Consider the following 24,428-nt stretch of genomic DNA (forward strand, 5'->3'; position numbering starts at 1 on the left):
AGTCGCTCATTTGCGACTTCCTTATGTTAACATCTTCGTTTTTCGATGTCAACTAAGTTTTTTAATTTCTTTTTTGTCGTTTTCTGCGTTTCCGCATCAGCGACGGTTATTAATATATCATGTGAAAAAATGAAATGCAACACCTTTTGAAAACTTTTTTCAAACCAACTACATTTCTTTTTTAATATCATATACTTAAACGAAATATCTCTTTCATTTCTAAGTAATTCCTACATATATTCTATATAAAGTCACTCTGCCAAAAAGCGTTTCTTTCTATATAAACGTTTTATTCATATACCATATCATACAAGGAGGAATATACATGGACTACACCGACTTATTAATAAAACTAGGTCTCTCGGCTATTTTAGGATTCGCCATCGGTTTAGAGCGCGAATTAAAACGTAAACCACTCGGTTTAAAAACGTGTTTAGTTATTTCTATAATTAGTTGCCTCCTGACGATTGTTTCTATTAAAGCAGCTTACAACTTACCACATACCGATCATATGAATATGGATCCACTTCGACTTGCCGCTCAAATTGTATCAGGAATCGGTTTTTTAGGTGCCGGTGTAATTTTACGCAGAGGAAACGATAGTATTGCGGGATTAACGACCGCCGCTATGATTTGGGGTGCTTCTGGTATTGGCATTGCCGTTGGAGCTGGTTTCTATATCGAGGCTACTTTCGGAATGTGTTTCCTTATGATTAGTGTAGAACTTATACCCTTAACGATGAAATTCGTCGGTCCTAGATCATTTCGCCAACGTGATATCGCAGTGAAACTTGTTGTACGAAATATGGACAATATCCCCATTGTAATTGAAGAAATAAAAGAAATGGATATAAAGGTTAAAAATATGAAGCTTAAAACATTAGAAAGCGGCGCTCACTACTTACATCTTAAATTGTCTATCGATCAAAAAAGACATACTGCCGATGTTTACTATGCTCTCCAACATCTTGAAAGTGTTCAACAAACTGAAGTTGAAAGTATGTATTAATTATGAAACGAACTCTCTTTTTAATTAGAGAGTTTTTCTTTTTTCTATAATGGTAACAATGAATGTAGTCCTGAAACGTAAGGAGGAATAGAAACTTGAAATCCCGCCCGAATTTAGTAGATACATTTCGTGATTCCATTATTTTTCGTTTAATTAGTTTTATTATTGTACTTACTGCTTTTTCTGGCTTTCTTATACATACACTCGAGCCAGATCACTTCACCACATGGTTCGACGGGATTTGGTGGTCAATCGTTACCATTTTCACCGTTGGATACGGCGATTTCGCCCCCCATACAACAATAGGAAAAATTATCGGGATAGGCATCATTTTATTAGGAACGGGATTTTGTTCTTATTATATGGTTCTATTCGCTACCGATATGATTAATAAACAATATATGAAAATTAAAGGAGAAGAAGCTGCTACCTCTAATGGTCATATGATTATCGTTGGCTGGAATGAACGTGCAAAACATGTTGTAAAACAAATGCACATATTACAACCGAACCTTGATATCGTTTTAATTGATGAAACACTTTCTTTACTTCCAAAGCCATTTCATCATTTAGAATTTATAAAAGGTTGTCCGCATCACGATCAAACTTTATTAAAAGCTAACATTACAACAGCTCACACTATATTAATAACATCAGATAAAGAGAAGAACGAAAGCTTAGCAGATACACAGTCCATTTTAAATATTTTAACTGCAAAAGGACTTAATCCAAACATTCACTGCATCGCTGAACTTCTTACTTCTGAACAAATCCAAAATGCAATGAGAGCTGGCGTATCAGAAATTATAGAAGGAAATAAATTAACGAGCTATGTATTTACTGCTTCTCTTTTATTCCCTTCCATTTCAGGCGTACTATTCTCCCTTTACGATGAAATCTCTGATAACAAATTACAACTGATGGAGATTTCCCCGTCCTGCACCGGACAATCCTTTGCGAATTGTAACTATACTCTTTTAAAACAAAATATTCTCTTACTAGGTGTAAAGCGCGACGAACAATATATGATCAATCCAGTTCATTCTTTCATTCTCATCGAAAGCGACATACTCATCGTTATTCACCATTAAAAAAATGACTTTCTAGTTCTTGTACTAGTACTTTACCAATATTGATATATTTTCTTTTCACGTCTCCATCGGGATCTTTCGGCTCAGCAAATTGATCAACTCCACTCGTTCCAGCTGTTAAAGAATTAACATTATCATCTAGTTCGTCTTGATATACGTGCGAAAGAATATACGGCGTTTCAAGACGGACTATTACCTGAGGCACATCTAGTTCTCCATCCACCGCTGTAAATGGTACTCGTAAAAATTGATAACCATCTTCTTCGTCGATTTTATAATCAAAACATCCTTTATCATAATCCCAATTACCACCAATACTATATCCAAGTGGTTTCATAACCTCTTCTAACTTATATAACGCATATGTACGTCCTTCTAAATTTGATTGAATCGGAATCAATCCCATCCCTCCTAGACTTTTCCTTTAGCATACCCATTCTAGTTTGAATATACCGGTGTACTTTTCAGTAAAATAATAAAAAGCGATCGGAGACCCGATCGCTTTTTATTATTTTAAACGCTCTTCTAATTCTGCTTTTAACTCTTCAAATCCTGGTTTTCCAAGTAGAGCAAACATATTTTTCTTGTACGCTTCTACTCCTGGTTGGTCAAATGGATTTACGCCTAATAGGTAGCCGCTCATCGCACATGCTTTTTCGAAGAAGTATACAAGGTAACCGAATGTGTACTCGTTTAGTTCTGGAATGTTTACGATTAAGTTCGGTACTCCGCCATCGCTATGTGCAAGTAATGTACCTTCGTATGCTTTTGTGTTTACGAAGTCTATCGTTTCACCAGCAAGGTAGTTTAATCCATCTAAATCGTTGTCGTCTAATTCGATTTTTAGTTCGTGTGTAGATGTACCTACTTTAAGAACTGTTTCGAATAGGTCACGACGACCTTCTTGAATGTATTGACCTAATGAGTGTAAGTCAGTTGAGAAGTTTGCTGAAGATGGGAAAATACCTTTTTGATCTTTTCCTTCACTTTCACCAAATAACTGTTTCCACCACTCAGAGAAGTAGTGAAGTGCTGGCTCATAGTTAACAAGCATTTCAATTGTTTTCCCTTTATTGTATAGGGCATTACGAACTACTGCGTATTGGTAAGCTGGGTTTTCTTCAAGTTCTGATTTCGCGAAGTCATTATGACCAGCAGCTGCACCGTTCATCATCTCTTCAATGTTTAGGCCACTTACTGCGATTGGTAATAATCCTACTGGTGTTAATACAGAGAAACGACCGCCAACATCATCTGGAATTACAAATGTTTCGTAACCTTCATTGTCAGCTAATGTTTTTAATGCACCACGCGCTTTATCTGTAGTTGCATAAATACGTTTGCGAGCTTCTTCTTTTCCATACTTTTCTTCTAATAATTTACGGAAAATACGGAATGCGATTGCAGGCTCTGTTGTTGTACCTGATTTGGAAATAACGTTAATAGAAAAGTCTTTACCTTCTAGTACGTCCATCAAATCTTTCATGTAAGTGGAGCTAATGTTTTGTCCAACAAATAGCACTTGTGGAGTTTTACGTTGTTCTTTAGAAAGCGTGTTATAGAAAGAATGGTTTAACATTTCGATTGCTGCGCGTGCTCCTAGGTAAGAACCACCAATACCTACAACAAGTAAAATGTCAGAGTCATTTTTAATTTTTTCTGCGCATTTTTGAATGCGAGCAAATTCTTCTTTATCATATTGAAGCGGAAGCTCTACCCACCCAAGGAAATCGTTCCCAGCCCCAGTTTTTTCGTGGATTGCATGATGTGTTACTTTTACTGCATCACGTAAATAAGTTAGTTCATTTTCACCGATGAAGGATAACGCTTTAGAATAGTCGAACGTTACATGTGTACTCATCTTTTTCCCTCCAATTATGTATATGTATTTCTGTATTCACTTTAGCGAAACTAAAGTTGTAAATCAAGCGATTCAACAATTGTAAACGTAACCATTATTTATTTTTTAGAAAAAGTTCATTTTTCGCATAAAAATTCGCATTTTTCGGTATAGATGTATATACGTCCTTTTTTCGTACATTTTTCATGTATAAAAACAACAAAACTATACCATTCTATAAAGGAGTTAAAATTCCTTATTAACTCCTTGCTTGCTCACGCTTCACATTAAGGGGGGACTTTTCATGAGTACCTTGCAACGTATCGCATTAGTCTTCACTGTAATCGGCGCTGTTAACTGGGGACTAATCGGGTTCTTCCAGTTTGACTTAGTAGCGACTATTTTCGGTGGACAGAACTCAGCTCTTGCACGTATTATTTACGGCATCGTTGGTATTTCTGGGCTTATCAATCTCGGCTTACTATTTAAACCATCCGAGAATCTTGGTACTCACCCAGAAACACATGAAATTCAATAGTCAGTATGTCTTTTTCGCCTCCGACATACGAATATGATTGCATGCAATCATATTTGCAAATATATATATCATAAGTCACAGTAAAAGAGGAACGCTCATATGCGTTCCTCTTTTACTTTATTACCTCCGACTCTTCAATCCATTCTGCTAGCTTTTCTCGCAGTGTATTAAATCCGTTCTCTGATGGATTCGGTATAAGAATTCGTCCTTGCTTTCTTTTCGCCGCTTTTAACGATAAACTCATTTTTCTGTGTTCTTCATCAATTGAAAGTACTTTTACTTCTACTGTATCCCCGACCTTTAAAAAGTCATGAATATCTTTTACATATCCATTTGTAATTTCAGATATATGCACAAGTCCTTGTGTTTCTGCATCTAAAGCTACAAATGCACCGTAATCTTGAATTCCAGTTACTTTCCCTGTTACAACCACTCCCGTTGTATATTGTTCTGACATGTGAAACACTCCCATACGTTTACCATTTTCTCTACAATTGTAAATAGCAAAGCAGATGTATTTATTATTAAATATCCGATTGGTGAGTAAGTATCCTAAGTAAAACACCGAGGATACTCCCACCTTATATTAGTAAATTATACCACTTTGATAGAACTCATTCAAAATTCACGAAAAAATTTCCTGTAATACGTATAATTCTCCAATATTAGGATAGAATACTAACACATGGCTTTCTAGTATTCCCCCCCTTTTTATGGACAAAACGTATTGTGTTTTGTCCTTTTTTTATTCTCTATGAACCGTTCCATTCTCTTCATTGCTTCCATAAGTTGCTCAAGCGATGTTGCATATGAACAACGAATAAATCCTTCACCACTCCCGCCAAACACATTTCCAGGAACAACAGCCACTTTTTCTTCTAATAATAATTGTTCTGCAAATTCTGCTGAAGATAGTCCGGTTGAAGCTATAGAAGGGAAGACATAAAATGCCCCGCCTGGCACATGACATGTTAAGCCCATTTCATTGAAAGATGTCGTCATAAAATTACGACGTTTTTTATAGCTATCTCTCATTCGAATTACTTCATCATTTCCCCCGCGTAATGCTTCAAGTGCTGCAAATTGAGACATCGTCGGTGCACACATCATTGAATACTGGTGGATTTTGAGCATTAATTCTGAAAATTGAACAGGGGCTGCAATCATCCCAAGACGCCATCCCGTCATCGCAAACCCTTTTGAAAATCCTGAAATTAAAATCGTATGGTCACGCATATTTTTAATACTCGCGAAACTCGTATATGCTTCGTCGTATACGAGCTCTGCATAAATTTCATCCGATAACACGATTAAATTATACTTCTCAACAATAACAGCTAGCTTTTCTAATTCGGATTTATTTAACATTGCGCCTGTTGGGTTATTGGGAGAACAAAGTAATATTGCCTTTGTTTTCGTTGTAATAGCTGCTTCAATTTGATCTGGCTGTACTTTAAATTCATCTTCTAATGAAGTCGCCACTGGAACTGGGACCCCGCCCGCTAACGTAACAAGCGGTGCATACGAAACGAAACTTGGTTCAATAATAAGTATTTCATCATCAGGGTTTACAATAGCACGCATCGCTACATCTAGCGCTTGACTCGCTCCAACTGTAACAATGATTTCATCATTCGGATCATAAGATACTGCAAATTGTTTTTTTAGATACTTTGCTATTTCTTGACGGAGCTCCAATAATCCTGCATTTGCTGTATATGACGTATATCCTTGTTCTAAAGAACGAATACATGCTTGCCTTACATTCCAAGGTGTAACAAAGTCCGGCTCCCCCACTCCAAGTGAAATAACACCTTTCATACTTGCCGCTAAATCAAAAAACTTTCGTATACCGGACGGTTGTAAAGATTCTGCTACTCTAGATAGGTCAAATTGCTTCACGGTGTCACCACAATTCTCTTATCATCATCTGTCTTTTCATAAATAATCCCCTCATGTTTATACTTCTTCAAAATAAAATGAGTTGTCGTTGAAACGACAGATTCAATTGTTGCTAATTTCTCAGAAACAAACATTGCTACTTCTCCCATTGTCTTCCCTTCTAATGTAATAGAAAGGTCATATGTCCCAGACATTAAATAAACGGATTTCACTTCTGAATAGCGATAAATTTGTTCAGCTACTGCATCAAAACCGACACCACGCTTCGGTGTAACTTTCACATCAATCATCGCCGTTAAACCAGTATGTTCTTTCACTTTTGTCCAATCGATATGTGTTACATAGTCCACGATAATCTTTTCACTTTCTAATTTCGTAACCATTTTTTTCGCTTCTTCTACTTCTATATTTAACAACTTCGCTAATGTATCTACAGATAAACGACTATTCTTTTCAAGACAAGCTAATAATTCCAATTCTTTCTCTGTCACCATATAAATCATCCTTCCTTTTAGTTTGTGTCTAAATTATACAAATACTCTTTCCAGTTTGAAAAGAAGATTTTTTTTGAGAATTATGTCAAAATAAAGTGAAGGCTAATAATCAATGGGAGGGTTCATCCCCACTGATTATTAGCCTTCACCAATCGGGCTTTTACGGACAGTTGCTTTCCAACTTATATTCTTTGCCTTAGCTGTTCTTCAAGGCGGAAAGCTTACTGCCCGCAAATAGCGGGGTAAAGTGAAACTTTAATCAGTGGTAGGGTTCATACCCGCTGATTATTAGCACACACCAATCCGGGTAAAGAGGAAAGGGGATGGAACCGTGAAACCAAAAGTATATATTGCCGAACCAGTTCCAACATTTGTAGAAAACTATTTATCAGAACACTGTGATTTTGAAAAATGGGATCAAAACGAGAAAGTACCTCGTGATGTTCTATTGGAAAAAATAAAAGATAAAGATGGGTTATTAAATTTCGGATCTGCTATAAATGAAGAATTATTGCAGGCTGCTCCTAATTTAAAAGTAGTAAGTAACATTTCTGTTGGCCATGATAACTTTGATTTAAAAGCGATGAAAAAACAAAATGTTATCGGAACGAATACTCCATATGTGTTAGATGATACAGTAGCCGATCTCGTTTTCGCTCTTATGTTATCTGCTGGTCGCCGTGTTTGCGAACTCAATTCCTATGTAAAAAATGGTGAATGGAACGCTGAAATCGGAAAAGAACACTTCGGACTAGATGTACATCATAGTACGATCGGTATTATCGGAATGGGACGAATTGGAGAAGCTGTCGCAAAACGAGCGAAATTCGGATTTGATATGAATGTCCTTTACTATAACCGTCGCCGTAAAGAAGAAGCTGAGCAAAAATTTGATGCTACATATTGTGATTTACAAACTCTAATCAAGCAATCTGATTTTATTATTCTTCTTACTCCATTAACAGATGAAACGTATCATCTTATCGGTGAAAAGGAATTTTCACTAATGAAAGAAACAGCAATTTTCATTAATGCTTCTCGCGGGAAAACAGTAGATGAAACTGCATTAATTCATGCGCTAACAGAAAAGAAAATATTTGCAGCCGGCATCGACACATTTACACAAGAGCCGATTCAAAAAGAGAATCCGCTCTTATCATTACAAAACGCTGTAACTTTACCGCACATTGGATCTGCAACATTAAAAACTCGGCAGCAAATGGCTATGACAGCTGCTGAAAATTTAGTGGCAGGATTACAAGGAAAAACACCACCTAATATTGTGCGTGGGTAATTATAAATACGCAAAAGGCAAGATGACGATGTCATCTTGCCTTTTTTTGTTAACATATTTTGTTTCTTGCCGGGAGATGATATGAACAAAAATCAATGGAGTGACAAAAAATGAACCATGAATGCAAATGCCCTTACTTCACTTTTTCCACTCGCGGGACTACTATTCATTACGAATTGTATGAAAATAATACTAAAAAAGAACGACCTACTTTCGTACTCGTTCACGGCTTCCTCTCTTCCTCATTTAGCTATCGACGACTCATTCCTTTACTAACAAAGGAAGGTACAGTAATTGCCCTTGATTTACCACCATTCGGAAAAAGTGATAAATCTCATCTCTTTAAATATTCTTATCACAATTTAGCAGCTATTATTATCGATTTAATCGAACATTTATCTCTCTCAAATATTGTATTAGTTGGTCATTCTATGGGCGGACAAATTTCACTCTTTGTAAACCGACTACGCCCTGAATTAATTTCAAAGACGATTTTACTATGTAGCTCTAGTTATTTAGCACGCGCAAACTTCCCTTTACTGTACTCCTCTTATTTACCGTTCTTCCACTTATACGTGAAGAACTGGATTATTCGAAGGGGCATCGTTCATAATTTAATGAATGTCGTTCATGACCATTCATTAATTGACAATGAAATGATGGAAGGCTATGCTGCTCCTTTTTATGATGATCGTATATTCCCTGCTTTAACTCGAATGATAAGAGACCGTGAAGGTGACTTATCTTCAACTGAATTACAAAAAATCGAAACCCCAGTATTACTCATTTGGGGTGAAAAAGATCGCGTCGTCCCTGTACATGTAGGACACCGTCTCCATAAAGACCTACCTAATTCCACTTTCATTTCTTATGAAAATACAGGACACTTACTACCTGAAGAAAAGCCCGATCATGTTTATGAAGAAATTATTGCGTTTGCGGCGCAATAAAGTGAAGCTTTAATCCGTGGGAGGTTCTATCCCCACGGATTATTAGCCTTCATCAATCGGGTTTTTACGGGCAATTGTTTTATTTCTCGCCTAACCTCTTTGCTTCAACCGAGTTTTGAGGCGGGAGTCTTACTGCCCGTTAAAACGGGATAAAGTGAAGCTTTAATCAAACCGCACAAATGAAAATAAACAAAAAGGCTGTCGTAAATTCCGACAGCCTATAATGAACAACTTCCGCCTTCTTTTAGTACGAGTAACTCTACTGCTAATTTTTCGCATTTTTCAAGTGCAGGTACTTCTTCAAAAGACATAAAGTATATATGTTGAATCTTCTTTGCGATGTATTTCGGATCATCAAACACACTTACGACGTTTACGACATCGCTCGCTTCTGTTTCATAAAACTCCGGTCCCATTTGAAACGGATCCCAATTTTTCACAACCTCAATCATTTTGTCATATGCACCCATCTATTTCCCGCCTTTTCACTTTTTAATGCTTTTCTTTATCCTATCACATCAGCTATTCTATAAGAAGAGTGAGAATTTTCATAATTTAACAGTTTGACAGAAGAAAGGAGCAAACATATGCAACTATTTCATAAAACGGTAAATCGTCGCGGAACACATAGTACAAAATGGGATACATATAAAAATGAAGAGCTCATCCACGCTTGGATTGCAGATATGGATTTTGAAGTACCAAAACCAATTCAAACTGCATTACAAAAACGCACAGAACATCCTATTTTCGGCTATACACTTCCTCCTGAAAATATTGGGGATATCATTTGTAATTGGACGAAAAGCCAATACAATTGGGAAATACAAAAAGAATGGATTGTATTTAGCGCAGGTATCGTTCCAGCTCTTAGTACGAGCATACAAGCTATAACGAAAGAAGGAGAAGCCGTACTCGTACAACCTCCTATTTATCCACCATTTTTTGAAATGGTCAAAACAAATAATAGACAATTATGTGAGAGTCCCTTATTTAAACAAAATGGCATATATAAGATAGACTTCGAGCATCTAGAAACTCAATTTAAACAAGGTGTAAAACTAATGCTTCTTTGCAGCCCTCACAATCCTATCGGACGCGTTTGGACAAAAGAGGAGCTAACAAAACTCGGTACGTTATGTACACAGTATAATGTAACCGTTGTCGCGGATGAAATTCACGCCGATATTATTTATAAAGGCCATACTCATACACCGTTTGCTTCTTTATCTGAAGAATTAGCAGCACGCACTATTACTTGTATGGCTCCGAGCAAAACATTTAATATCGCTGGATTACAAGCATCGATCATTATTATTCCGAATGAAAATCTCCGTAATGCCTTTATGTCTATCCAATATAGACAAGGATTCCACGGATTAAATACATTTGCTTATACAGCAATGCAAAGTGCCTATACAGAATGTAATGATTGGCTAAATGAAATTCGATTGTACGTTGAAGATAACGCTCAATTTGCTTGTGAGTATATTCAAAATCACATACCAGCTCTTTCTGTAATTAAACCAGAAGGTAGTTTTTTACTGTGGATTGATTGTTCCCACTTGGACCTTTCTCAAGATGAACGAACAGCATTGCTTGAAGAGAAAGGTAAAATCATTATTGAGCCTGGTGAGAAATATGGAACAGGTGGAGAAGCCCATATCCGAATTAACATTGGCTGTCCTAGATCTGTTTTAGAAGAAATTTTAAACAGACTACACCATACATTCTCATAACAAAAAAGGAGGCTATCCCAAAATGATTTTGGGACAACCTCCTTTTTTCGGTAAATCGATATAATTCCACTTACCATCATGTGGTTTTAGAACAAAATCTACCATTCGCGGTAGATTCTATTTTTTCTTCATATCCGACGCTTTTTTAACAATAACACCGCAAGCAATTCGGCCACCAGATTTACCCGTTGGTTGTGTCATACCATCATCAGCGTTTTCTGTAATAATAATAGACGCTCCATCTTTTCTATGAATCGTCGTTTTTCCTTCTTCAAGCGTTATATGCGGAGCATCGATTTCTGCTTTAATCTTTCCAGAACCGTCTGCAACTACGTTCGGTAAATCACCATTTTCCGCACCTTTCGGATTCAAGAGCCCATGTTCTTTATTATCCGGATTAAAATGATTCCCAGATGATTCGAAACGTGGCGCTTTACATTCTCCAATTTCATGTACATGTATCCCGTGTGATCCTGGTGTAAAGCCTTCCGCTTTAATCGTAATTTTCACTCCACTTGTTTGCTGCGCTACTTTTGCAGTCCCAACTTCATCACCTGAAGCATTATGTAATTTCACATCAATTTCTTTCGGCTTCCCTTGGTCACAACCCGCCATTAGAAATAATAAACAACAACTGAAAAAAAGCTGTCTTTTCATTCAATTCCCTCCAGAATACTTTCTGCCCTTAGATTGTCCGAGCATAGAGGGAAACATACAAAAATGAATTACTGTTTCTTTTCAGCTAAAAGCTTTTCTTCTACTTTCTGTAATCGCTCTGCTTCTCGTTTTGATACACGAATAAACATACGCCACGTAGCAACCGCACCGATGATAAATAGAACGCAAACAATACCTGGAATAATATACTCCGTTTTATCTTCAGGAAAATATAAAGGCATCATATGAAACACTCCTTATCGGGGAATTTATAGTAAGAATAAACATCAGAATTTTCTGTTATATCACCTTAAATTATAGTTGAAGCCTGTCATATTCTCAAGGGGGCGTTCCGAAAGCGAATGATTTCTTTGACTCCTTCGCGCACTTTCCTTACTATAAACTTGAGGTGAAAAATATGAGAGAAACATTTGAAATTGGTGAAATCGTTACTGGTATTTATAAAACTGGAAAATACATCGGCGAAATTACAAATAACCGTCCTGGCAGTTACGTCGTAAAAGTATTAGCTGTTTTAAAACATCCAGTGCAAGGGGATTTACATAATGTAAAACAAGCTGAAGTACCATTCTTCCACGAAAGACGTGCTTTAGCTTTTCGTGAACAGACGAACATTCCAGAGCAAATGGTGAAGAAATATGAAGGAGAAATTCCGGATTATACAGAGTCACTAAAATTAGCATTAGAAACTCAAATGAATTCATTTTCTGAAGATGATTCACCTTTTGCGGGGCGTAGTCTAGAAACACTTCAGCAATTGAAGCAAGATTACAAACTTTAAAAAACAAAACGACCAAATTACATGTTTTGCAATTTGGTCGTTACTGTGTACTTACTTTCTTTAACACTTTTGAAAAATCAACAAGTTCCCCTAATGTTGGAGGTGCTGGTTTGACTAAATACTCTTTATCTTTTTCTACTAACTTAAAAATATTATATGTCGTCATCGCATCATCAAGCGCACAATGATGCTTTCCTGTTCCTGCTTTTCCATACGCCTCAATTGCTTTCCACAGCCCTGTTTGATTTCTCTCTCCAAAAAACTTCTTATACTCAAGCGATAAATCACGACACTGTCCAAAGAATGGAAATTCTACTCCCGCCATTTCGCAGTTATGCTTTAAGACTTTCATATCCATATTTCCCCACGTTACAATTGTCGGTTTACACCTCTTTTCATATTCTGCAAGTTTCTCAACAAGTTCATGAAAAGAAATTCCTTTGTCCACTACTTCCTGTTTAATTCCTAAAAATTTTTTACATCGATCCGTTAAAGACGGAAATGTTTTCGGTCTAATATGCGATGAATACGTATCTTCCACCTTACAACCAACAACTGAAACGAGTCCGACCTCAATAATTTCTGGGAAAAAACCTTTTGGCTTTTTTCTATGCTGGGGCATCGTAAACTCAAAGTCTAAAAACAAAAATCGTTGTTCATCCATACGATCCCTTCCTTATCATCTTTGTCATTCCTTTCTATTTGACACTCCTACACGAACAAGCTCGAATGCTGATTCAATTTTAAATATTCAGATTGGATGTATCTTATATATATGTCAAATGCCCACAAATATTTTTAAAAATAAGAAAAAATGACCTATGCAGAAAATATGACAAAATAAACCCTTTCATTTACATCCGCCATTTTTCTACTTTATAATGACGTTATGTGTGTTTCATCTAGTTAATTTTTTGACACACTAAGAAAAGTGAATGAAAGGAGATGAGAGTTTTGCACGAAACAACGCAAGAACTCGCAAACTGGCAGTATTATTTCGCTATCGCAGTCTTTTTAATTACATATGCCATTATTATTTCTGAAAAAATTAACCGCGCTGTCATCGCACTTCTTGGTGCAGCATTCATGGTAATTGCCGGGGTCGTTGACTTACACAATGCCTTTACGAAACATATTGAATGGGGAACAATTACATTACTCATCGGTATGATGATACTGGTAAACATTACAAGTAAGTCAGGTGTCTTCCAATACGTTGCCATTAAAGCCGCAAAAGGAGCACAAGGAAATCCAATTAAAATTTTAATTTCACTTTCCTTACTTACCGCGCTTGGCTCCGCATTTTTAGATAACGTTACAACCGTACTTCTTGTTGTTCCAGTTACTTTATCTATTACGCGCATCTTGCAAGTAAATCCTGTTCCATATTTACTTTCTGAAATTATTTTTTCAAACATCGGAGGAACAGCAACATTAATTGGTGATCCGCCAAATATTATGATTGGTTCTGCTAATAAACATTTAGACTTCAATGCTTTCTTATTCAACTTAGCACCTATCGTAATCATCATTATTGCTGTTACAGCAACAATGCTTTACTTCATGTACCGTAAGCAATTAATTGCTGATCCTGTACAAATTAAAAAGCTAATGAGCTTAGATGAAAAACAATACATTAAAGATCCAGTATTAATGAAAAAATCTTTAACAGTACTTGGACTTACTATTTTAGGTTTCATGACTCATTCCATCTTCCATATTGATGCAGCTATCATCGCCTTAACTGGTGCTACTGTCCTTATGTTAATCGGTGTGAAAGAACATGAAATTGAAGAGGTATTCGCAAGTGTAGAATGGGTAACAATCTTCTTCTTCGCGGGACTATTCGTACTCGTTGGAGGACTTATCGATATCGGTCTTATCAAAACGTTAGCTCAAAAAGTAATTGGAATAACAGGCGGAGATATTTCTCAAGCATCTATCCTTATTCTATGGGTATCTGGTATCGCCTCTGCAACAATCGATAACATTCCATTCGTTGCAACAATGATTCCGCTTATTAACGATATGGCAGTTGGGCTAGGTTTATCACCTTCTGACGCACAAGTCGATGTACTATGGTGGGCATTAGCATTAGGTGCTTGCCTAGGTGGAAACGGAACATTAATCGGGGCTTCTGCTAACGTAATCGTAGCCGGAATCGCAAGTCGTGAAGGACATAAATTCAGCTACATGGAATTCCTTAAAGTCGGCTTCCCAATTATGATCGTTTCATTAATCATTTCTCACATTTACATTTACTTACGCTATCTTATGTAGTAGAAAAAAGCGCCCCGCTTAGCAGGGCGCTTTCGTTCTTTTTTCAGCATATCCGAATTATTATAGAACCAAATATATCGACCGCTCGACAACTTTGATACGCCTACTCTTTATACCTCACCGGCTCATTCCGAATAATGAACAAATGAATCGGCAAGAAAACCGAAAACGTGATTGTATGAATGATCGTAAATAGTATGGAATTCGTTCCGTATCTATCCAAAATAGCGTAGATGAGATAAATAGACAGCACAATCGATACGGCTGTTGCTAGCAAACTTATAATTGGTACGAAATTAAAAATAAAACATCCGACATATATGCCAAATACTTTCCACCCTGCCTCTTCTTTCAAGAAATCTGGTAATTTATCTTTCGCTAAATCGCCCCATGTCTTACTATTTATAAACGGAATAAAAGCAAGAACACCATCAGTTGCACCATCATTTTTCGCCATCGTATAAAGTGCAAAAGCCGTTAACAAATACGAAATAATTGCCCAAATTATTATAACAAGAATAAACGCAAAACTAAGAGCAAAGAAACCTGCTAGTACGCTTTGATCTTCCATCTTATCCTCTCCTCTCTCTTCTCAACATATTTCATTACATTGCAAGTTATGTTTTAAAATTCACCCAAACTCTTTGTATAATAATATGAGAAAGATAATAAGAGAGGAGCACATACCTATGCATCCATTTGTAAAGGCATTACAAGAGCATTTTACAGCTCATCAAAATCCCGAAAAAGCAGAACCGATGGCACGTTATATGAAAAATCACTTCCCGTTTCTCGGTATTCAAACTCCCGAGAGAAGACAATTATTGAAAGACGTCATTCAAATACATACGCTCCCAGATAAAAAGGACTTCCAAATTATCATACGTGAGCTTTGGGACTTACCAGAACGTGAATTTCAAGCTGCCGCACTCGATATCATGCAAAAATATAAAAAACATATAAACGAAACTCATATCCCATTTCTAGAAGAACTTATTGTCACAAAATCTTGGTGGGACTCTGTTGATAGCATCGTCCCTACATTTTTAGGTGCCATCTTTTTAAAACATCCAGAATTAATTTCTGCATATATTCCAAAATGGATTGCATCAGAAAACATATGGTTACAGCGTGCCGCTATTTTATTCCAGCTGAAATATAAACAAAAAATGGATGAAGAACTCCTTTTCTGGATTATCGGACAACTACATTCTTCAAAAGAATTTTTCATTCAAAAAGCAATCGGCTGGGTCCTTCGTGAATACGCAAAAACAAAGCCAGATGTAGTTTGGGCATACGTTCAAACTAACGAGCTCGCTCCACTAAGCAGACGCGAAGCAATTAAGCATATTAAGCAAAATTACGGAATAAATAACGAAAAAATAGGCGAGACTCTATCCTAGATAGGCACGTTCCTCTATTGAGATTTAAAAAAGAACGTGTTAGAATATGTTCATTATTATTAATATAAGTAGCGATGACGGACTTATAAGTACTTGCATAAAAAGCGATTCAGGGATAGTGAAAGCCTGAAGCTGCGAGGAAACGGCAGTCTCGAGCAATACGTGATAAAGTGGATGCACATTTTGTGTATCAACTAGGGTGGAACCGCGGGCAAACGCTCGTCCCTAGGCGATTAAGCCTTGGGATGAGCGTTTTTTTATGTTTTTTAAAGCATATATTTCCCGCTTCCAAAGTACCCATCACGTCATCGCAAATACGTTAACTTTCAAAAGGAGGATTTTATTATGTATTCAATGGAACAAGTTGTAAACTTAGCAAAACATCGCGGTTTCGTTTTCCCTGGTTCTGAAATTTACGGTGGTCTTGCAAACACTTGGGATTACGGTCCACTTGGAATCGAATTAAAAAATAACGTTAAAAAAGCTTGGTGGAAAAAGTTCATTCAAGAATCTCCACACAACGTTGGTTTAGATGCTGCTATTTTAATGAACCCAAAAACTTGGATCGCTTCTGGTCACGTTGGTAACTTTAATGATCCAATGATCGACTGTAAAAAATGTAAAGCTCGTCACCGTGCTGACAAATTAATTGAAGATGCATTAGACGCAAAAGGCATCGAAATGGTCGTTGACGGTCTTACTTTCGACCAAATGGCTGACTTAATGAAAGAACATGAAGTAAAATGTCCTGATTGCGGTAGTGAAGAGTTCACTGAAATCCGTCAGTTCAACTTAATGTTCAAAACATTCCAAGGTGTTACAGAGTCTAGCACAAACGAAATCTTCCTTCGTCCTGAAACAGCACAAGGTATTTTCGTAAACTTTAAAAACGTACAACGCTCTATGCGTAAGAAACTTCCATTTGGTATCGGCCAAATCGGTAAAAGTTTCCGTAACGAAATCACACCTGGTAACTTCACATTCCGTACACGTGAATTCGAACAAATGGAACTTGAATTCTTCTGTAAGCCTGGTGAAGATTTAGAGTGGTTTGCATTCTGGCGTGAAACTTGTAAAAACTGGTTACTTTCACTTGGTATGACTGAAGAAAGCATGCGTCTTCGTGACCACGGTGAAGACGAATTATCTCACTACAGTAACGCAACAACTGATATTGAATTCCGATTCCCATTCGGTTGGGGCGAACTTTGGGGCGTTGCATCTCGTACAGACTTCGATTTAAAACGTCACATGGAACACTCTAACGAAGACTTTAACTATATCGATCCACAAACGAATGAGCGTTACGTGCCATACTGCATCGAGCCATCTCTAGGTGCAGACCGTGTAACATTAGCATTCTTATGTGATGCATATGAAGAAGAGCAATTAGAAAACGATTCTCGTACAGTTCTTCGTTTCCACCCTGCTTTAGCACCATATAAAGCAGCTATCTTACCATTATCTAAAAAGCTATCTGAAGGTGCTACTGAAGTATTCGCAGAACTAGCTAAAGACTTCGTGGTAGACTTTGATGAAACTGGTTCTATCGGTAAACGTTACCGTCGTCAAGACGAAATCGGTACACCATTCTGTATCACATACGACTTCGACTCTGTTGAAGACAAAGCTGTTACAGTACGTGACCGTGACACTATGGAACAAGTTCGTATGCCAATTAGCGAACTAAAAGGTTTCTTAGAGAAAAAAATCCAGTTCTAATTATAAAGTGAAACTTTAATCAGTGGGGGTTTTGTTCATCCCCCACTGATTATTAGTTGAACCAATCGGGCGTTTACGGGCAGTTGATCTCCCACCTAACTTCTTTGCTCCAGCCGAATTTTGAGGTGGGAGTTTTACTGCCCACAAATAGCGGGATAAAAAAGAGGCAGCTCATAAGAGCCGCCTCTTTTCTATTTTTCACGTTTTTCTTTAATTGCTACTGTACATCTTGATATGCATAGTAAATCATCATTTTCATCAATGATGCGAATATCCCAAACCATTGTCGATTGTCCTCTATGTATCGGTGTTCCAATTGCTGTTACAATTCCATCTTGCTTTGAGCGAATATGATTTGCATTAATTTCTAATCCGAAACAAATACATTTCTCTTGATCAATTAAATTGTATGAACCAACACTTGCCACAGTTTCTGCTAATGCAACAGATGCACCGCCATGTAAAAATCCAAACGGCTGATGCGTACGTTCATCAACAGGCATTGTAGCAACTACTTTATCCTCTGTCATTTCTAATAGTTCAATTCCAAGCGAATCCATTAAAGTTTTTGCCATATCGTTTTCAACCTCTCTCACTTTAAATCAAATGTATAATTTTACCTGTTTAATTTCAAACTACCTATAACACTTATATAAGGAGGTTTCACCTAAATGAAACAGAAATTTTGTATACTATTGCTTATGTTCTCCTTCCTGACTATTGTACCAAATTGTGCAATAGCAGCCAAAGCATCCAACCTGACAATCAATGTTAAGACTGTAACGCAAAAAGGTAAGAAACCTTATATAGAATATCAAATTAATAGGCCTTCCTTTCACAACTTTTCTGATTCGAAATTTCAAAATAAGCTAAATTCCTATTACAAAAACTCTACCGCTACATTTAAAAGTAAATTAGAAAAAGAAGCGAAGAAATATTATAAAGAAACAGAAGGATCTAGCACACCTTTTCATCCATACGTTGCAAATGTTGACTATAAAGTAGCTTTAAACAAACCACCTTTCCTAAGTCTATATGTGAATTACTATCAATATACAGGCGGAGCGCACGGACTTTATACGTGGAAGGCAAATACATTTGATTTAAACGAAAAAAAATTATTACACTTAGACGATTTATTTCAGCAAGAGGATAAATATAAAGAAATAATTCGCACAGAGATTATAAGACAAATTAAACACAATGAAAGCATTTATTTTCCTGATGCAGCCGAAAAGGTAACGAGCACTAAAAAGTTTCACTACTTTTTAGAACCGGATAATCTTGTAATTTATTTCCCTTTATATGAAATTGCTCCTTATTCAAGCGGAATTCCGCAATTTCGTATTCCATACACATTGCTTAGAGACTATTTAAAGCCTTCTTATCAAAATATTTTGATTGACAACAAGTAAATACTTTCGCTACGATAATGTTAACCTAAATACAACTGGAGGTTAACATTATGAAGAAGCTTCATGTTTTAGATTTAGCATTAGCTGCCATGTTCGTCGCTCTTATGGCTATTGGTGCAAATATTGTATCGTGGGCACCATTCCTACAAATAGCGGGCGTCCCGTTATCTATGCAACCATTTTTCGCAATTTTAGCAGGTCTTCTTCTTGGGAGTAGACTTGGGGCATTATCAATGACTGTTTACATGCTTGTTGGAGTAGCGGGTGCGCCAATCTTCGCTAACTTCAAAGCTGGATTCGGGGCACTTTTAGATCCTACTGGTGGTTTTATTATCGCATTTATTATCGTTGCTTACGTATCAGGAAAACTAGTAGAACAAAAAGAACGACCAACATTCAGCACCTTTGCAATTGCTTCTTTCGTCGGAATCATTTTAACTTATATTATCGGTACTACTTATATGTACGGGGCAGTCAATATTTTCATGGATGGTAATATGAGTTATAAAGCTGCCTGGATGATTATGATGTGGTTTGCAGTAAAAGATATTGCGTTTACAATTATCGGCGCTATTATCGCACCTCGCATATACTATGCTGTACGTCGTTCGGCTTATCAGCATTCTCATTCGACGATTTCATAATAAAAAATGAGTTATTTCAGTATACTGAAATAACTCATTTTTTATTTTCGACAATATACGACACATATTAGAAATAAATTTTGTTATGATTGTTCAGCAAATCTTATATTTTGCACATCTAATTAAAACAATATTTTGGAGGAAAATCAGTGAAGCTATCAAAAAATACACTTATTAAAATAAGTGTCGGAGTACTATCTTTATTTTTCATACTAGGTATGAGCATCAGTTACAAATTATATGGAAATAGCGAATTAGGAATGCAATATACCTTTGGAAACGGTCTAGCATTTTTCTTTTTAATACTTACTATAATTAGTTTATGCGCAGCTTTAATCTTTATTGTTATTGGGTTAATTAAGAAAGTACGAAAATTACCAGCAAAAAAATCTTTATTAACATCTATAATACTCTTTCTTACATCAGTTATATCAATCATCATCCTTCTCTTTACGATAACAAAAGTAACGAATATGGAGGAAGAATATCAAGCAATTCAAGCCCAAAAGAAAAAAGAAGCTGATTACTTAATTGCTGCGGCATCTTTTTATAATGATATAGAAACCTTTAGATATTCAGCTTCTTATGTGTTATCCGAGTATTCAACTACATGGTCAAAAGCGATTGATCAAAGAAATGACTTCAATAATGCGCTTAGATCTAAGAGAACAGAAATTGATGGGATGGTTGCAACTGTAGATACGTTTTACAGCAATATGGGAACGGATTTAAAGTTAGTCTCTGAAGCTGCAAAAGAACAACCAAATAAGTATAAAGAAACCTATGAAGAATATAAAAAAATATATGGTATTATTACCGCTCTCAATGAACAAGCTCAATCTCCAAGTGGCAGTTTAATCACATTCAACCAAAACGTTAATACATTAATTCAGGAATACAAAAAAGCAGCTGGAAATATTAATATCGCTATTACTGATGAAATTAAATCAAAAGCTAATGAATTGAAGCCTACCGATAAAAATTTAAGTTCTAATTAAAGACACTCTTTCCAGAGTGTCTTTTTCTTATAAAAAATCCCCTTTAGATTACACAGTAAATTACATGTCTCTACTGCAAATCTAACAGGGGATTATACCACTAAATTAAAACCTATAAATTAAGACTCTTGCTTCATTTGCTCTTCTAAAATTTTCTTCATCATTACTAGCATATCATCACGTAATTCTGGGTGTTGCAATGCCATTTCGATTGTCGTTTGAACAAATCCTAATTTTTCACCAACGTCATAACGCTTTCCTTCGAAGTCGTAAGCAAATACACGTTGAATTTCATTTAAGCTTTGAATTGCATCCGTTAACTGAATTTCGCCGCCCGCTCCAGCTTGTTGCTGTTCCAAGAACATAAAGATTTCAGGAGTTAAAATGTAACGTCCCATAATCGCTAAGTTTGAAGGCGCAGTACCTTTCGTTGGTTTTTCAACGAATTGACGAACTTGATAACGACGTCCCTCTTGCTCTAACGGATCAATAATTCCGTAGCGATGTGTTTCTGCTTCAGGAACAGTTTGTACACCAATAACAGAAGAAAGTGTTTTGTCATACTCGTCCATTAATTGACGTAAACATGGTTTTTCAGCTTGAACGATATCATCGCCTAATAATACTGCAAACGGCTCATCACCAATGAATTTACGTGCGCACCAAACAGCATGTCCTAATCCTTTTGGTTCTTTTTGACGAATGTAATGGATATCTACCATTTTAGAAGAAGCTTGTACTTTTTCAAGTAACTCATACTTTTTCTTCTCTAATAAGTTTTGCTCTAATTCAAATGCGTTATCAAAATGATCTTCGATAGAGCGCTTTCCTTTACCAGTAACGATAATAATATCTTCGATGCCTGATTTTACTGCTTCTTCTACGATGTATTGAATTGTTGGTTTATCTACAATTGGAAGCATTTCTTTTGGCATTGCTTTCGTTGCTGGTAAAAAGCGTGTTCCTAATCCCGCTGCCGGAATAATTGCTTTTCTCACTTTTTTCATGACAAATACCCTCGCTTTTCATTCTAATTCTCTTAGTAAAGTGCAAATTTATAACACTCGCTCGTAATAATCCTCTACATCAAACAAAACTACAAGAAAAGAGGAGGCCGTTCTCCCCTTTTCCTATCAGTATCACTCTACTCTATTATAAACGATTCATAATATCTTCTTTAATAGTAAGTAACTTTTGTTCACTATTTTGTAAGGAATCATCTTGTACACCAAAGTAGAATTTAATTTTCGGCTCTGTTCCAGATGGACGTAAGCAGAACCAAGAACCATCTTCTAATTGATATTTTAACACATTTGATTTCGGTAAGTGAATCTCTTCCTTATTTCCATCTTGTAACGTTGTAATGATGCTTTCCTTATAATCCTCAACTGCAACGACTGTTAAACCAGCTACTTCTTTCGGAGGATTCCCGCGGAATGTTGCCATCATCTTTTGAATCTGTTCGGCACCATCTTTTCCTTTTAACGTTAACGATACAAGATCCTCACGGAAGAACCCATACTTCTTAAATACTTCTAACAGACCATCATATAACGTTTTACCTTTTGATTTGTAGTACGCAGCTACTTCACATGCAAATAGGACTGATTGCACCGCATCTTTATCACGGCAGAATGGACGGATTAAATAACCATAGCTTTCCTCATAACCGAATTGGAATTCATATTGTCCACTTTCTTCATACTGTCTAATTTTTTCACCGATAAATTTAAATCCAGTTAACGTATCAACTGTATCTAAACCGTATGCTTTTGCGATTGTACGGCCAATTTCAGACGTTACGATTGTTTTTAAAACAACACCGTTTTCTGGAAGCGTTCCATTTTCCTTCTTTTGTGATAATAAGTAATCAAGCATTAACGCACCTGTTTGGTTACCAGTTAACACTTGGAACTCACCATCATGATTGCGAACTGCTACACCTAGACGGTCTGCATCAGGATCTGTTGCGATTAACACATCAGCGCCTACTTTTTCACCGTCGCGAATTGCATACTCAAACGCTGCATGCTCTTCTGGGTTTGGTGATTTTACTGTAGAGAAGTTTGGATCTGGTAACTCTTGCTCTTTTACAACTGTTACATCTGTAAATCCAACTTCTTCTAAACCACGGCGTACCGAAATATTTGACGTTCCATGTAATGGTGTAAAGACGATTTTCAAATCTTTTCCTACTTCTTTCACCATCTCTTTATTAATAATGACATTGTTCAATTCTGCCGCATATGCATCATCTACTTCTTGTCCAATTATATGTAATAGACCGTCAGCTTTTAATTGCTCAACATCAGCAACTTCAACTGTTAATTCATTTTCTACTGCATTTACGTAGCCAATTAACTCATCAGCTTCTTTTGGAGGCAACTGCCCACCATCTTCACCATATACTTTATAACCGTTATATTCGGGCGGATTATGGCTTGCCGTAAGAACGATTCCACTTACTGTATGTAAATGACGAACTGCGAAAGAAAGCACTGGTGTTGGACGCAAGCTTTCAAATACATATGTTGTAATACCTTGCGCACCAAGTGTAGCAGCTACTTCCATTGCGAATTCAGGTGATTTATGACGAGAATCATACGCGACAACAACACCACGTTTTTTCGCTTCTTCACCTAATTTTTCAATAAACCTAGCTAATCCTTTTGTTGCTTTACGAACTGTATATACATTTAAACGGTTCGTACCAGCACCAAGTTCACCACGCATACCACCTGTGCCGAACTCTAGATTTTTATAAAAGCTATCCTCGATTTTCTTCTCATCTTGCTTCATGTTTTCTAGCTGTTCTTTTAATTCTGTGTCTAATTCTGCATATGAAAGCCAGCGACTAAATTCTTGTTTCCAATTCATACTTCCATCTCCTCTCGCCTGTCGTACCTTCATTATATGAAAAAAACAACCTGCATCTCAATATTTTTTATAATCTAACAGGATTTTACTATAAATATTTGTATACACTATGGTTAAATACTCCACCAAAGGGAATGAGGATTATGCAAGAATGGGGCTTGTCAGAAGAGCTCAAAATAAAAACAAAGCAGATGATTGAAATTGCTGAAAAAGAATTATCAAACATGAAGCATGCAATCGATAAAGAAGATGAATGTATTTTATGTAAAATGGAAGATATTCATCATATGTTAACAAATGTACAGACGTTAGCAGCTACATATTATATTCAAGCATATTTATCACCTTATACGGAAAGTTCACATTTCATCACTACAGCTGTCCAACATTTAAGCGCTCGAAAACACGGTGCTCTTATTATTGTGGAACGAAGTGACGCTCTTGATTCTTTCATTCAAACTGGAACGACATTAAACGCACACTTAACCGCGCCACTACTTGAATCGATCTTTTATCCAGGGAACCCTCTTCATGACGGAGCCGTTCTCATTAAAAATAATCATATTGTCTCAGCAGCTAATATTCTTCCATTAACAAAAAGTACAGAAATCAATCCTGAGCTAGGAACACGTCACAGGGCTGCGATTGGCTTATCAGAGAAAAACGATTCACTTATATTAGTTGTCTCTGAGGAAACAGGGCGTACTTCATTCGCTTTAAATGGGACGTTATATACGATTTCTTTATAGAATACCTATAAAATAAAAAAAGCT

At 36.5% G+C, this 24,428-nt stretch carries 27 protein-coding genes; 14 read left to right on the forward strand and 13 right to left on the reverse strand.

Features of this window, described 5'->3' with window-relative positions; genetic code table 11:
* Positions 1–325: 325 nt before the first annotated feature.
* Together JTF23_RS21320 and JTF23_RS21325 are read left to right on the forward strand one after the other, a co-directional pair.
* The gene (locus JTF23_RS21320; protein WP_002160049.1) at positions 326–1,009 is read left to right on the forward strand and encodes an MgtC/SapB family protein; all 684 of its coding nucleotides are present in this window, start codon (positions 326–328) and stop codon (positions 1,007–1,009) included.
* Between the two features lie 95 nt (positions 1,010–1,104).
* Complete coding sequence (locus tag JTF23_RS21325) at positions 1,105–2,100, forward strand: ion channel (RefSeq protein WP_204209636.1); 996 nt, start codon at positions 1,105–1,107, stop codon at positions 2,098–2,100.
* Here JTF23_RS21325 and JTF23_RS21330 read toward each other — a convergent pair.
* Together JTF23_RS21330 and JTF23_RS21335 are read right to left on the reverse strand one after the other, a co-directional pair.
* Positions 2,087–2,500, reverse strand: a complete 414-nt coding sequence (locus JTF23_RS21330; RefSeq protein ID WP_002160047.1) for a YugN-like family protein — start codon at positions 2,498–2,500, stop codon at positions 2,087–2,089. The genes JTF23_RS21325 and JTF23_RS21330 overlap by 14 nt on opposite strands.
* A gap of 108 nt (positions 2,501–2,608) precedes the next feature.
* A complete protein-coding gene (locus tag JTF23_RS21335; protein ID WP_002112570.1) occupies positions 2,609–3,961 on the reverse strand; it encodes a glucose-6-phosphate isomerase in 1,353 nt (450 codons plus the stop codon).
* A gap of 283 nt (positions 3,962–4,244) precedes the next feature.
* On the opposite strand from JTF23_RS21335, the gene JTF23_RS21340 reads away from it, so the two are divergent.
* Positions 4,245–4,478, forward strand: coding sequence for a DUF378 domain-containing protein (locus JTF23_RS21340; protein ID WP_204209637.1), 234 nt, complete (start codon positions 4,245–4,247; stop codon positions 4,476–4,478).
* 112 nt (positions 4,479–4,590) lie between these two features.
* On the opposite strand, the gene yugI is transcribed toward JTF23_RS21340, so the two are convergent.
* The 3 genes from yugI to JTF23_RS21355 all read right to left on the reverse strand — a co-directional run bounded on the left by yugI (position 4,591) and on the right by JTF23_RS21355 (position 6,874).
* Positions 4,591–4,935: a S1 domain-containing post-transcriptional regulator GSP13 gene (gene yugI, locus JTF23_RS21345; RefSeq protein ID WP_002015848.1), complete on the reverse strand. Its 345-nt coding sequence runs from the start codon at positions 4,933–4,935 to the stop codon at positions 4,591–4,593.
* Between the two features lie 254 nt (positions 4,936–5,189).
* Positions 5,190–6,380: an aminotransferase gene (locus tag JTF23_RS21350; RefSeq protein ID WP_002129685.1), complete on the reverse strand. Its 1,191-nt coding sequence runs from the start codon at positions 6,378–6,380 to the stop codon at positions 5,190–5,192.
* Entirely contained in the window at positions 6,377–6,874 is a 498-nt protein-coding gene (locus JTF23_RS21355) for an Lrp/AsnC family transcriptional regulator (protein ID WP_016106498.1), read from the reverse strand. The genes JTF23_RS21350 and JTF23_RS21355 overlap by 4 nt, the downstream gene beginning before the upstream one ends.
* A 301-nt stretch (positions 6,875–7,175) precedes the next feature.
* Here JTF23_RS21355 and JTF23_RS21360 point away from each other — a divergent pair, with 301 nt between their 5' ends.
* Both JTF23_RS21360 and JTF23_RS21365 read left to right on the forward strand, forming a co-directional pair.
* Entirely contained in the window at positions 7,176–8,168 is a 993-nt protein-coding gene (locus tag JTF23_RS21360) for a 2-hydroxyacid dehydrogenase (protein ID WP_204209668.1), read from the forward strand.
* A gap of 110 nt (positions 8,169–8,278) precedes the next feature.
* A complete protein-coding gene (locus JTF23_RS21365; RefSeq protein WP_078181325.1) occupies positions 8,279–9,118 on the forward strand; it encodes an alpha/beta fold hydrolase in 840 nt (279 codons plus the stop codon).
* Positions 9,119–9,336: 218 nt separating this feature from the next.
* Here JTF23_RS21365 and JTF23_RS21370 read toward each other — a convergent pair whose 3' ends face one another.
* Positions 9,337–9,588, reverse strand: coding sequence for a YugE family protein (locus JTF23_RS21370; protein WP_002015854.1), 252 nt, complete (start codon positions 9,586–9,588; stop codon positions 9,337–9,339).
* A gap of 117 nt (positions 9,589–9,705) precedes the next feature.
* Between JTF23_RS21370 and JTF23_RS21375 the strand changes: the two genes are divergently transcribed.
* Entirely contained in the window at positions 9,706–10,857 is a 1,152-nt protein-coding gene (locus tag JTF23_RS21375; protein WP_078178519.1) for a MalY/PatB family protein, read from the forward strand.
* Between the two features lie 117 nt (positions 10,858–10,974).
* Here the strand turns inward: JTF23_RS21375 and JTF23_RS21380 are convergent, their stop codons facing one another.
* Both JTF23_RS21380 and JTF23_RS21385 read right to left on the reverse strand, forming a co-directional pair.
* Complete coding sequence (locus JTF23_RS21380; protein ID WP_204209639.1) at positions 10,975–11,514, reverse strand: superoxide dismutase family protein; 540 nt, start codon at positions 11,512–11,514, stop codon at positions 10,975–10,977.
* A 68-nt stretch (positions 11,515–11,582) separates the two neighbouring features.
* Positions 11,583–11,759, reverse strand: coding sequence for a hypothetical protein (locus JTF23_RS21385; RefSeq protein WP_000982763.1), 177 nt, complete (start codon positions 11,757–11,759; stop codon positions 11,583–11,585).
* Positions 11,760–11,932: 173 nt separating this feature from the next.
* Here JTF23_RS21385 and kapB point away from each other — a divergent pair, with 173 nt between their 5' ends.
* The gene (gene kapB, locus JTF23_RS21390; protein ID WP_204209641.1) at positions 11,933–12,316 is read left to right on the forward strand and encodes a kinase-associated lipoprotein KapB; all 384 of its coding nucleotides are present in this window, start codon (positions 11,933–11,935) and stop codon (positions 12,314–12,316) included.
* Positions 12,317–12,356: 40 nt separating this feature from the next.
* Here kapB and kapD read toward each other — a convergent pair whose 3' ends face one another.
* Entirely contained in the window at positions 12,357–12,980 is a 624-nt protein-coding gene (gene kapD / locus JTF23_RS21395) for a 3'-5' exonuclease KapD (protein ID WP_078181322.1), read from the reverse strand.
* 290 nt (positions 12,981–13,270) lie between these two features.
* Between kapD and JTF23_RS21400 the strand changes: the two genes are divergently transcribed.
* Positions 13,271–14,596: an ArsB/NhaD family transporter gene (locus JTF23_RS21400; protein ID WP_002112581.1), complete on the forward strand. Its 1,326-nt coding sequence runs from the start codon at positions 13,271–13,273 to the stop codon at positions 14,594–14,596.
* Between the two features lie 103 nt (positions 14,597–14,699).
* Here the strand turns inward: JTF23_RS21400 and JTF23_RS21405 are convergent, their stop codons facing one another.
* Positions 14,700–15,167: a hypothetical protein gene (locus JTF23_RS21405; RefSeq protein ID WP_002160040.1), complete on the reverse strand. Its 468-nt coding sequence runs from the start codon at positions 15,165–15,167 to the stop codon at positions 14,700–14,702.
* 118 nt (positions 15,168–15,285) lie between these two features.
* Here JTF23_RS21405 and JTF23_RS21410 point away from each other — a divergent pair, with 118 nt between their 5' ends.
* Positions 15,286–15,999, forward strand: a complete 714-nt coding sequence (locus tag JTF23_RS21410; RefSeq protein ID WP_204209643.1) for a DNA alkylation repair protein — start codon at positions 15,286–15,288, stop codon at positions 15,997–15,999.
* 345 nt (positions 16,000–16,344) lie between these two features.
* Positions 16,345–17,721, forward strand: coding sequence for a glycine--tRNA ligase (locus JTF23_RS21415; RefSeq protein WP_204209645.1), 1,377 nt, complete (start codon positions 16,345–16,347; stop codon positions 17,719–17,721).
* Between the two features lie 191 nt (positions 17,722–17,912).
* Here the strand turns inward: JTF23_RS21415 and JTF23_RS21420 are convergent, their stop codons facing one another.
* The gene (locus tag JTF23_RS21420) at positions 17,913–18,296 is read right to left on the reverse strand and encodes a hotdog fold thioesterase (protein WP_002160038.1); all 384 of its coding nucleotides are present in this window, start codon (positions 18,294–18,296) and stop codon (positions 17,913–17,915) included.
* A gap of 96 nt (positions 18,297–18,392) precedes the next feature.
* Between JTF23_RS21420 and JTF23_RS21425 the strand changes: the two genes are divergently transcribed.
* From JTF23_RS21425 to JTF23_RS21435, 3 genes are all read left to right on the forward strand, one after another.
* Positions 18,393–19,136 (forward strand): DUF3298 and DUF4163 domain-containing protein, encoded by a 744-nt coding sequence (locus tag JTF23_RS21425; RefSeq protein ID WP_002112588.1) that lies wholly within the window; start codon positions 18,393–18,395, stop codon positions 19,134–19,136.
* 50 nt (positions 19,137–19,186) lie between these two features.
* The gene (locus tag JTF23_RS21430) at positions 19,187–19,780 is read left to right on the forward strand and encodes a biotin transporter BioY (RefSeq protein WP_204209646.1); all 594 of its coding nucleotides are present in this window, start codon (positions 19,187–19,189) and stop codon (positions 19,778–19,780) included.
* A 149-nt stretch (positions 19,781–19,929) separates the two neighbouring features.
* Positions 19,930–20,778 (forward strand): hypothetical protein, encoded by an 849-nt coding sequence (locus JTF23_RS21435; protein WP_088060348.1) that lies wholly within the window; start codon positions 19,930–19,932, stop codon positions 20,776–20,778.
* Between the two features lie 119 nt (positions 20,779–20,897).
* Here the strand turns inward: JTF23_RS21435 and galU are convergent, their stop codons facing one another.
* Positions 20,898–21,785: a UTP--glucose-1-phosphate uridylyltransferase GalU gene (galU, locus tag JTF23_RS21440; protein WP_002160035.1), complete on the reverse strand. Its 888-nt coding sequence runs from the start codon at positions 21,783–21,785 to the stop codon at positions 20,898–20,900.
* A gap of 145 nt (positions 21,786–21,930) precedes the next feature.
* Complete coding sequence (locus JTF23_RS21445) at positions 21,931–23,655, reverse strand: phospho-sugar mutase (protein ID WP_204209647.1); 1,725 nt, start codon at positions 23,653–23,655, stop codon at positions 21,931–21,933.
* 143 nt (positions 23,656–23,798) lie between these two features.
* Between JTF23_RS21445 and cdaS the strand changes: the two genes are divergently transcribed.
* A complete protein-coding gene (cdaS, locus tag JTF23_RS21450; RefSeq protein WP_078173468.1) occupies positions 23,799–24,404 on the forward strand; it encodes a sporulation-specific diadenylate cyclase CdaS in 606 nt (201 codons plus the stop codon).
* The last annotated feature ends 24 nt before the right edge of the window (positions 24,405–24,428 follow it).

The sequence above is a fragment of the Bacillus sp. RIT 809 genome, from assembly GCF_016892495.1.
GTDB lineage: Bacteria > Bacillota > Bacilli > Bacillales > Bacillaceae_G > Bacillus_A > Bacillus_A cereus_U.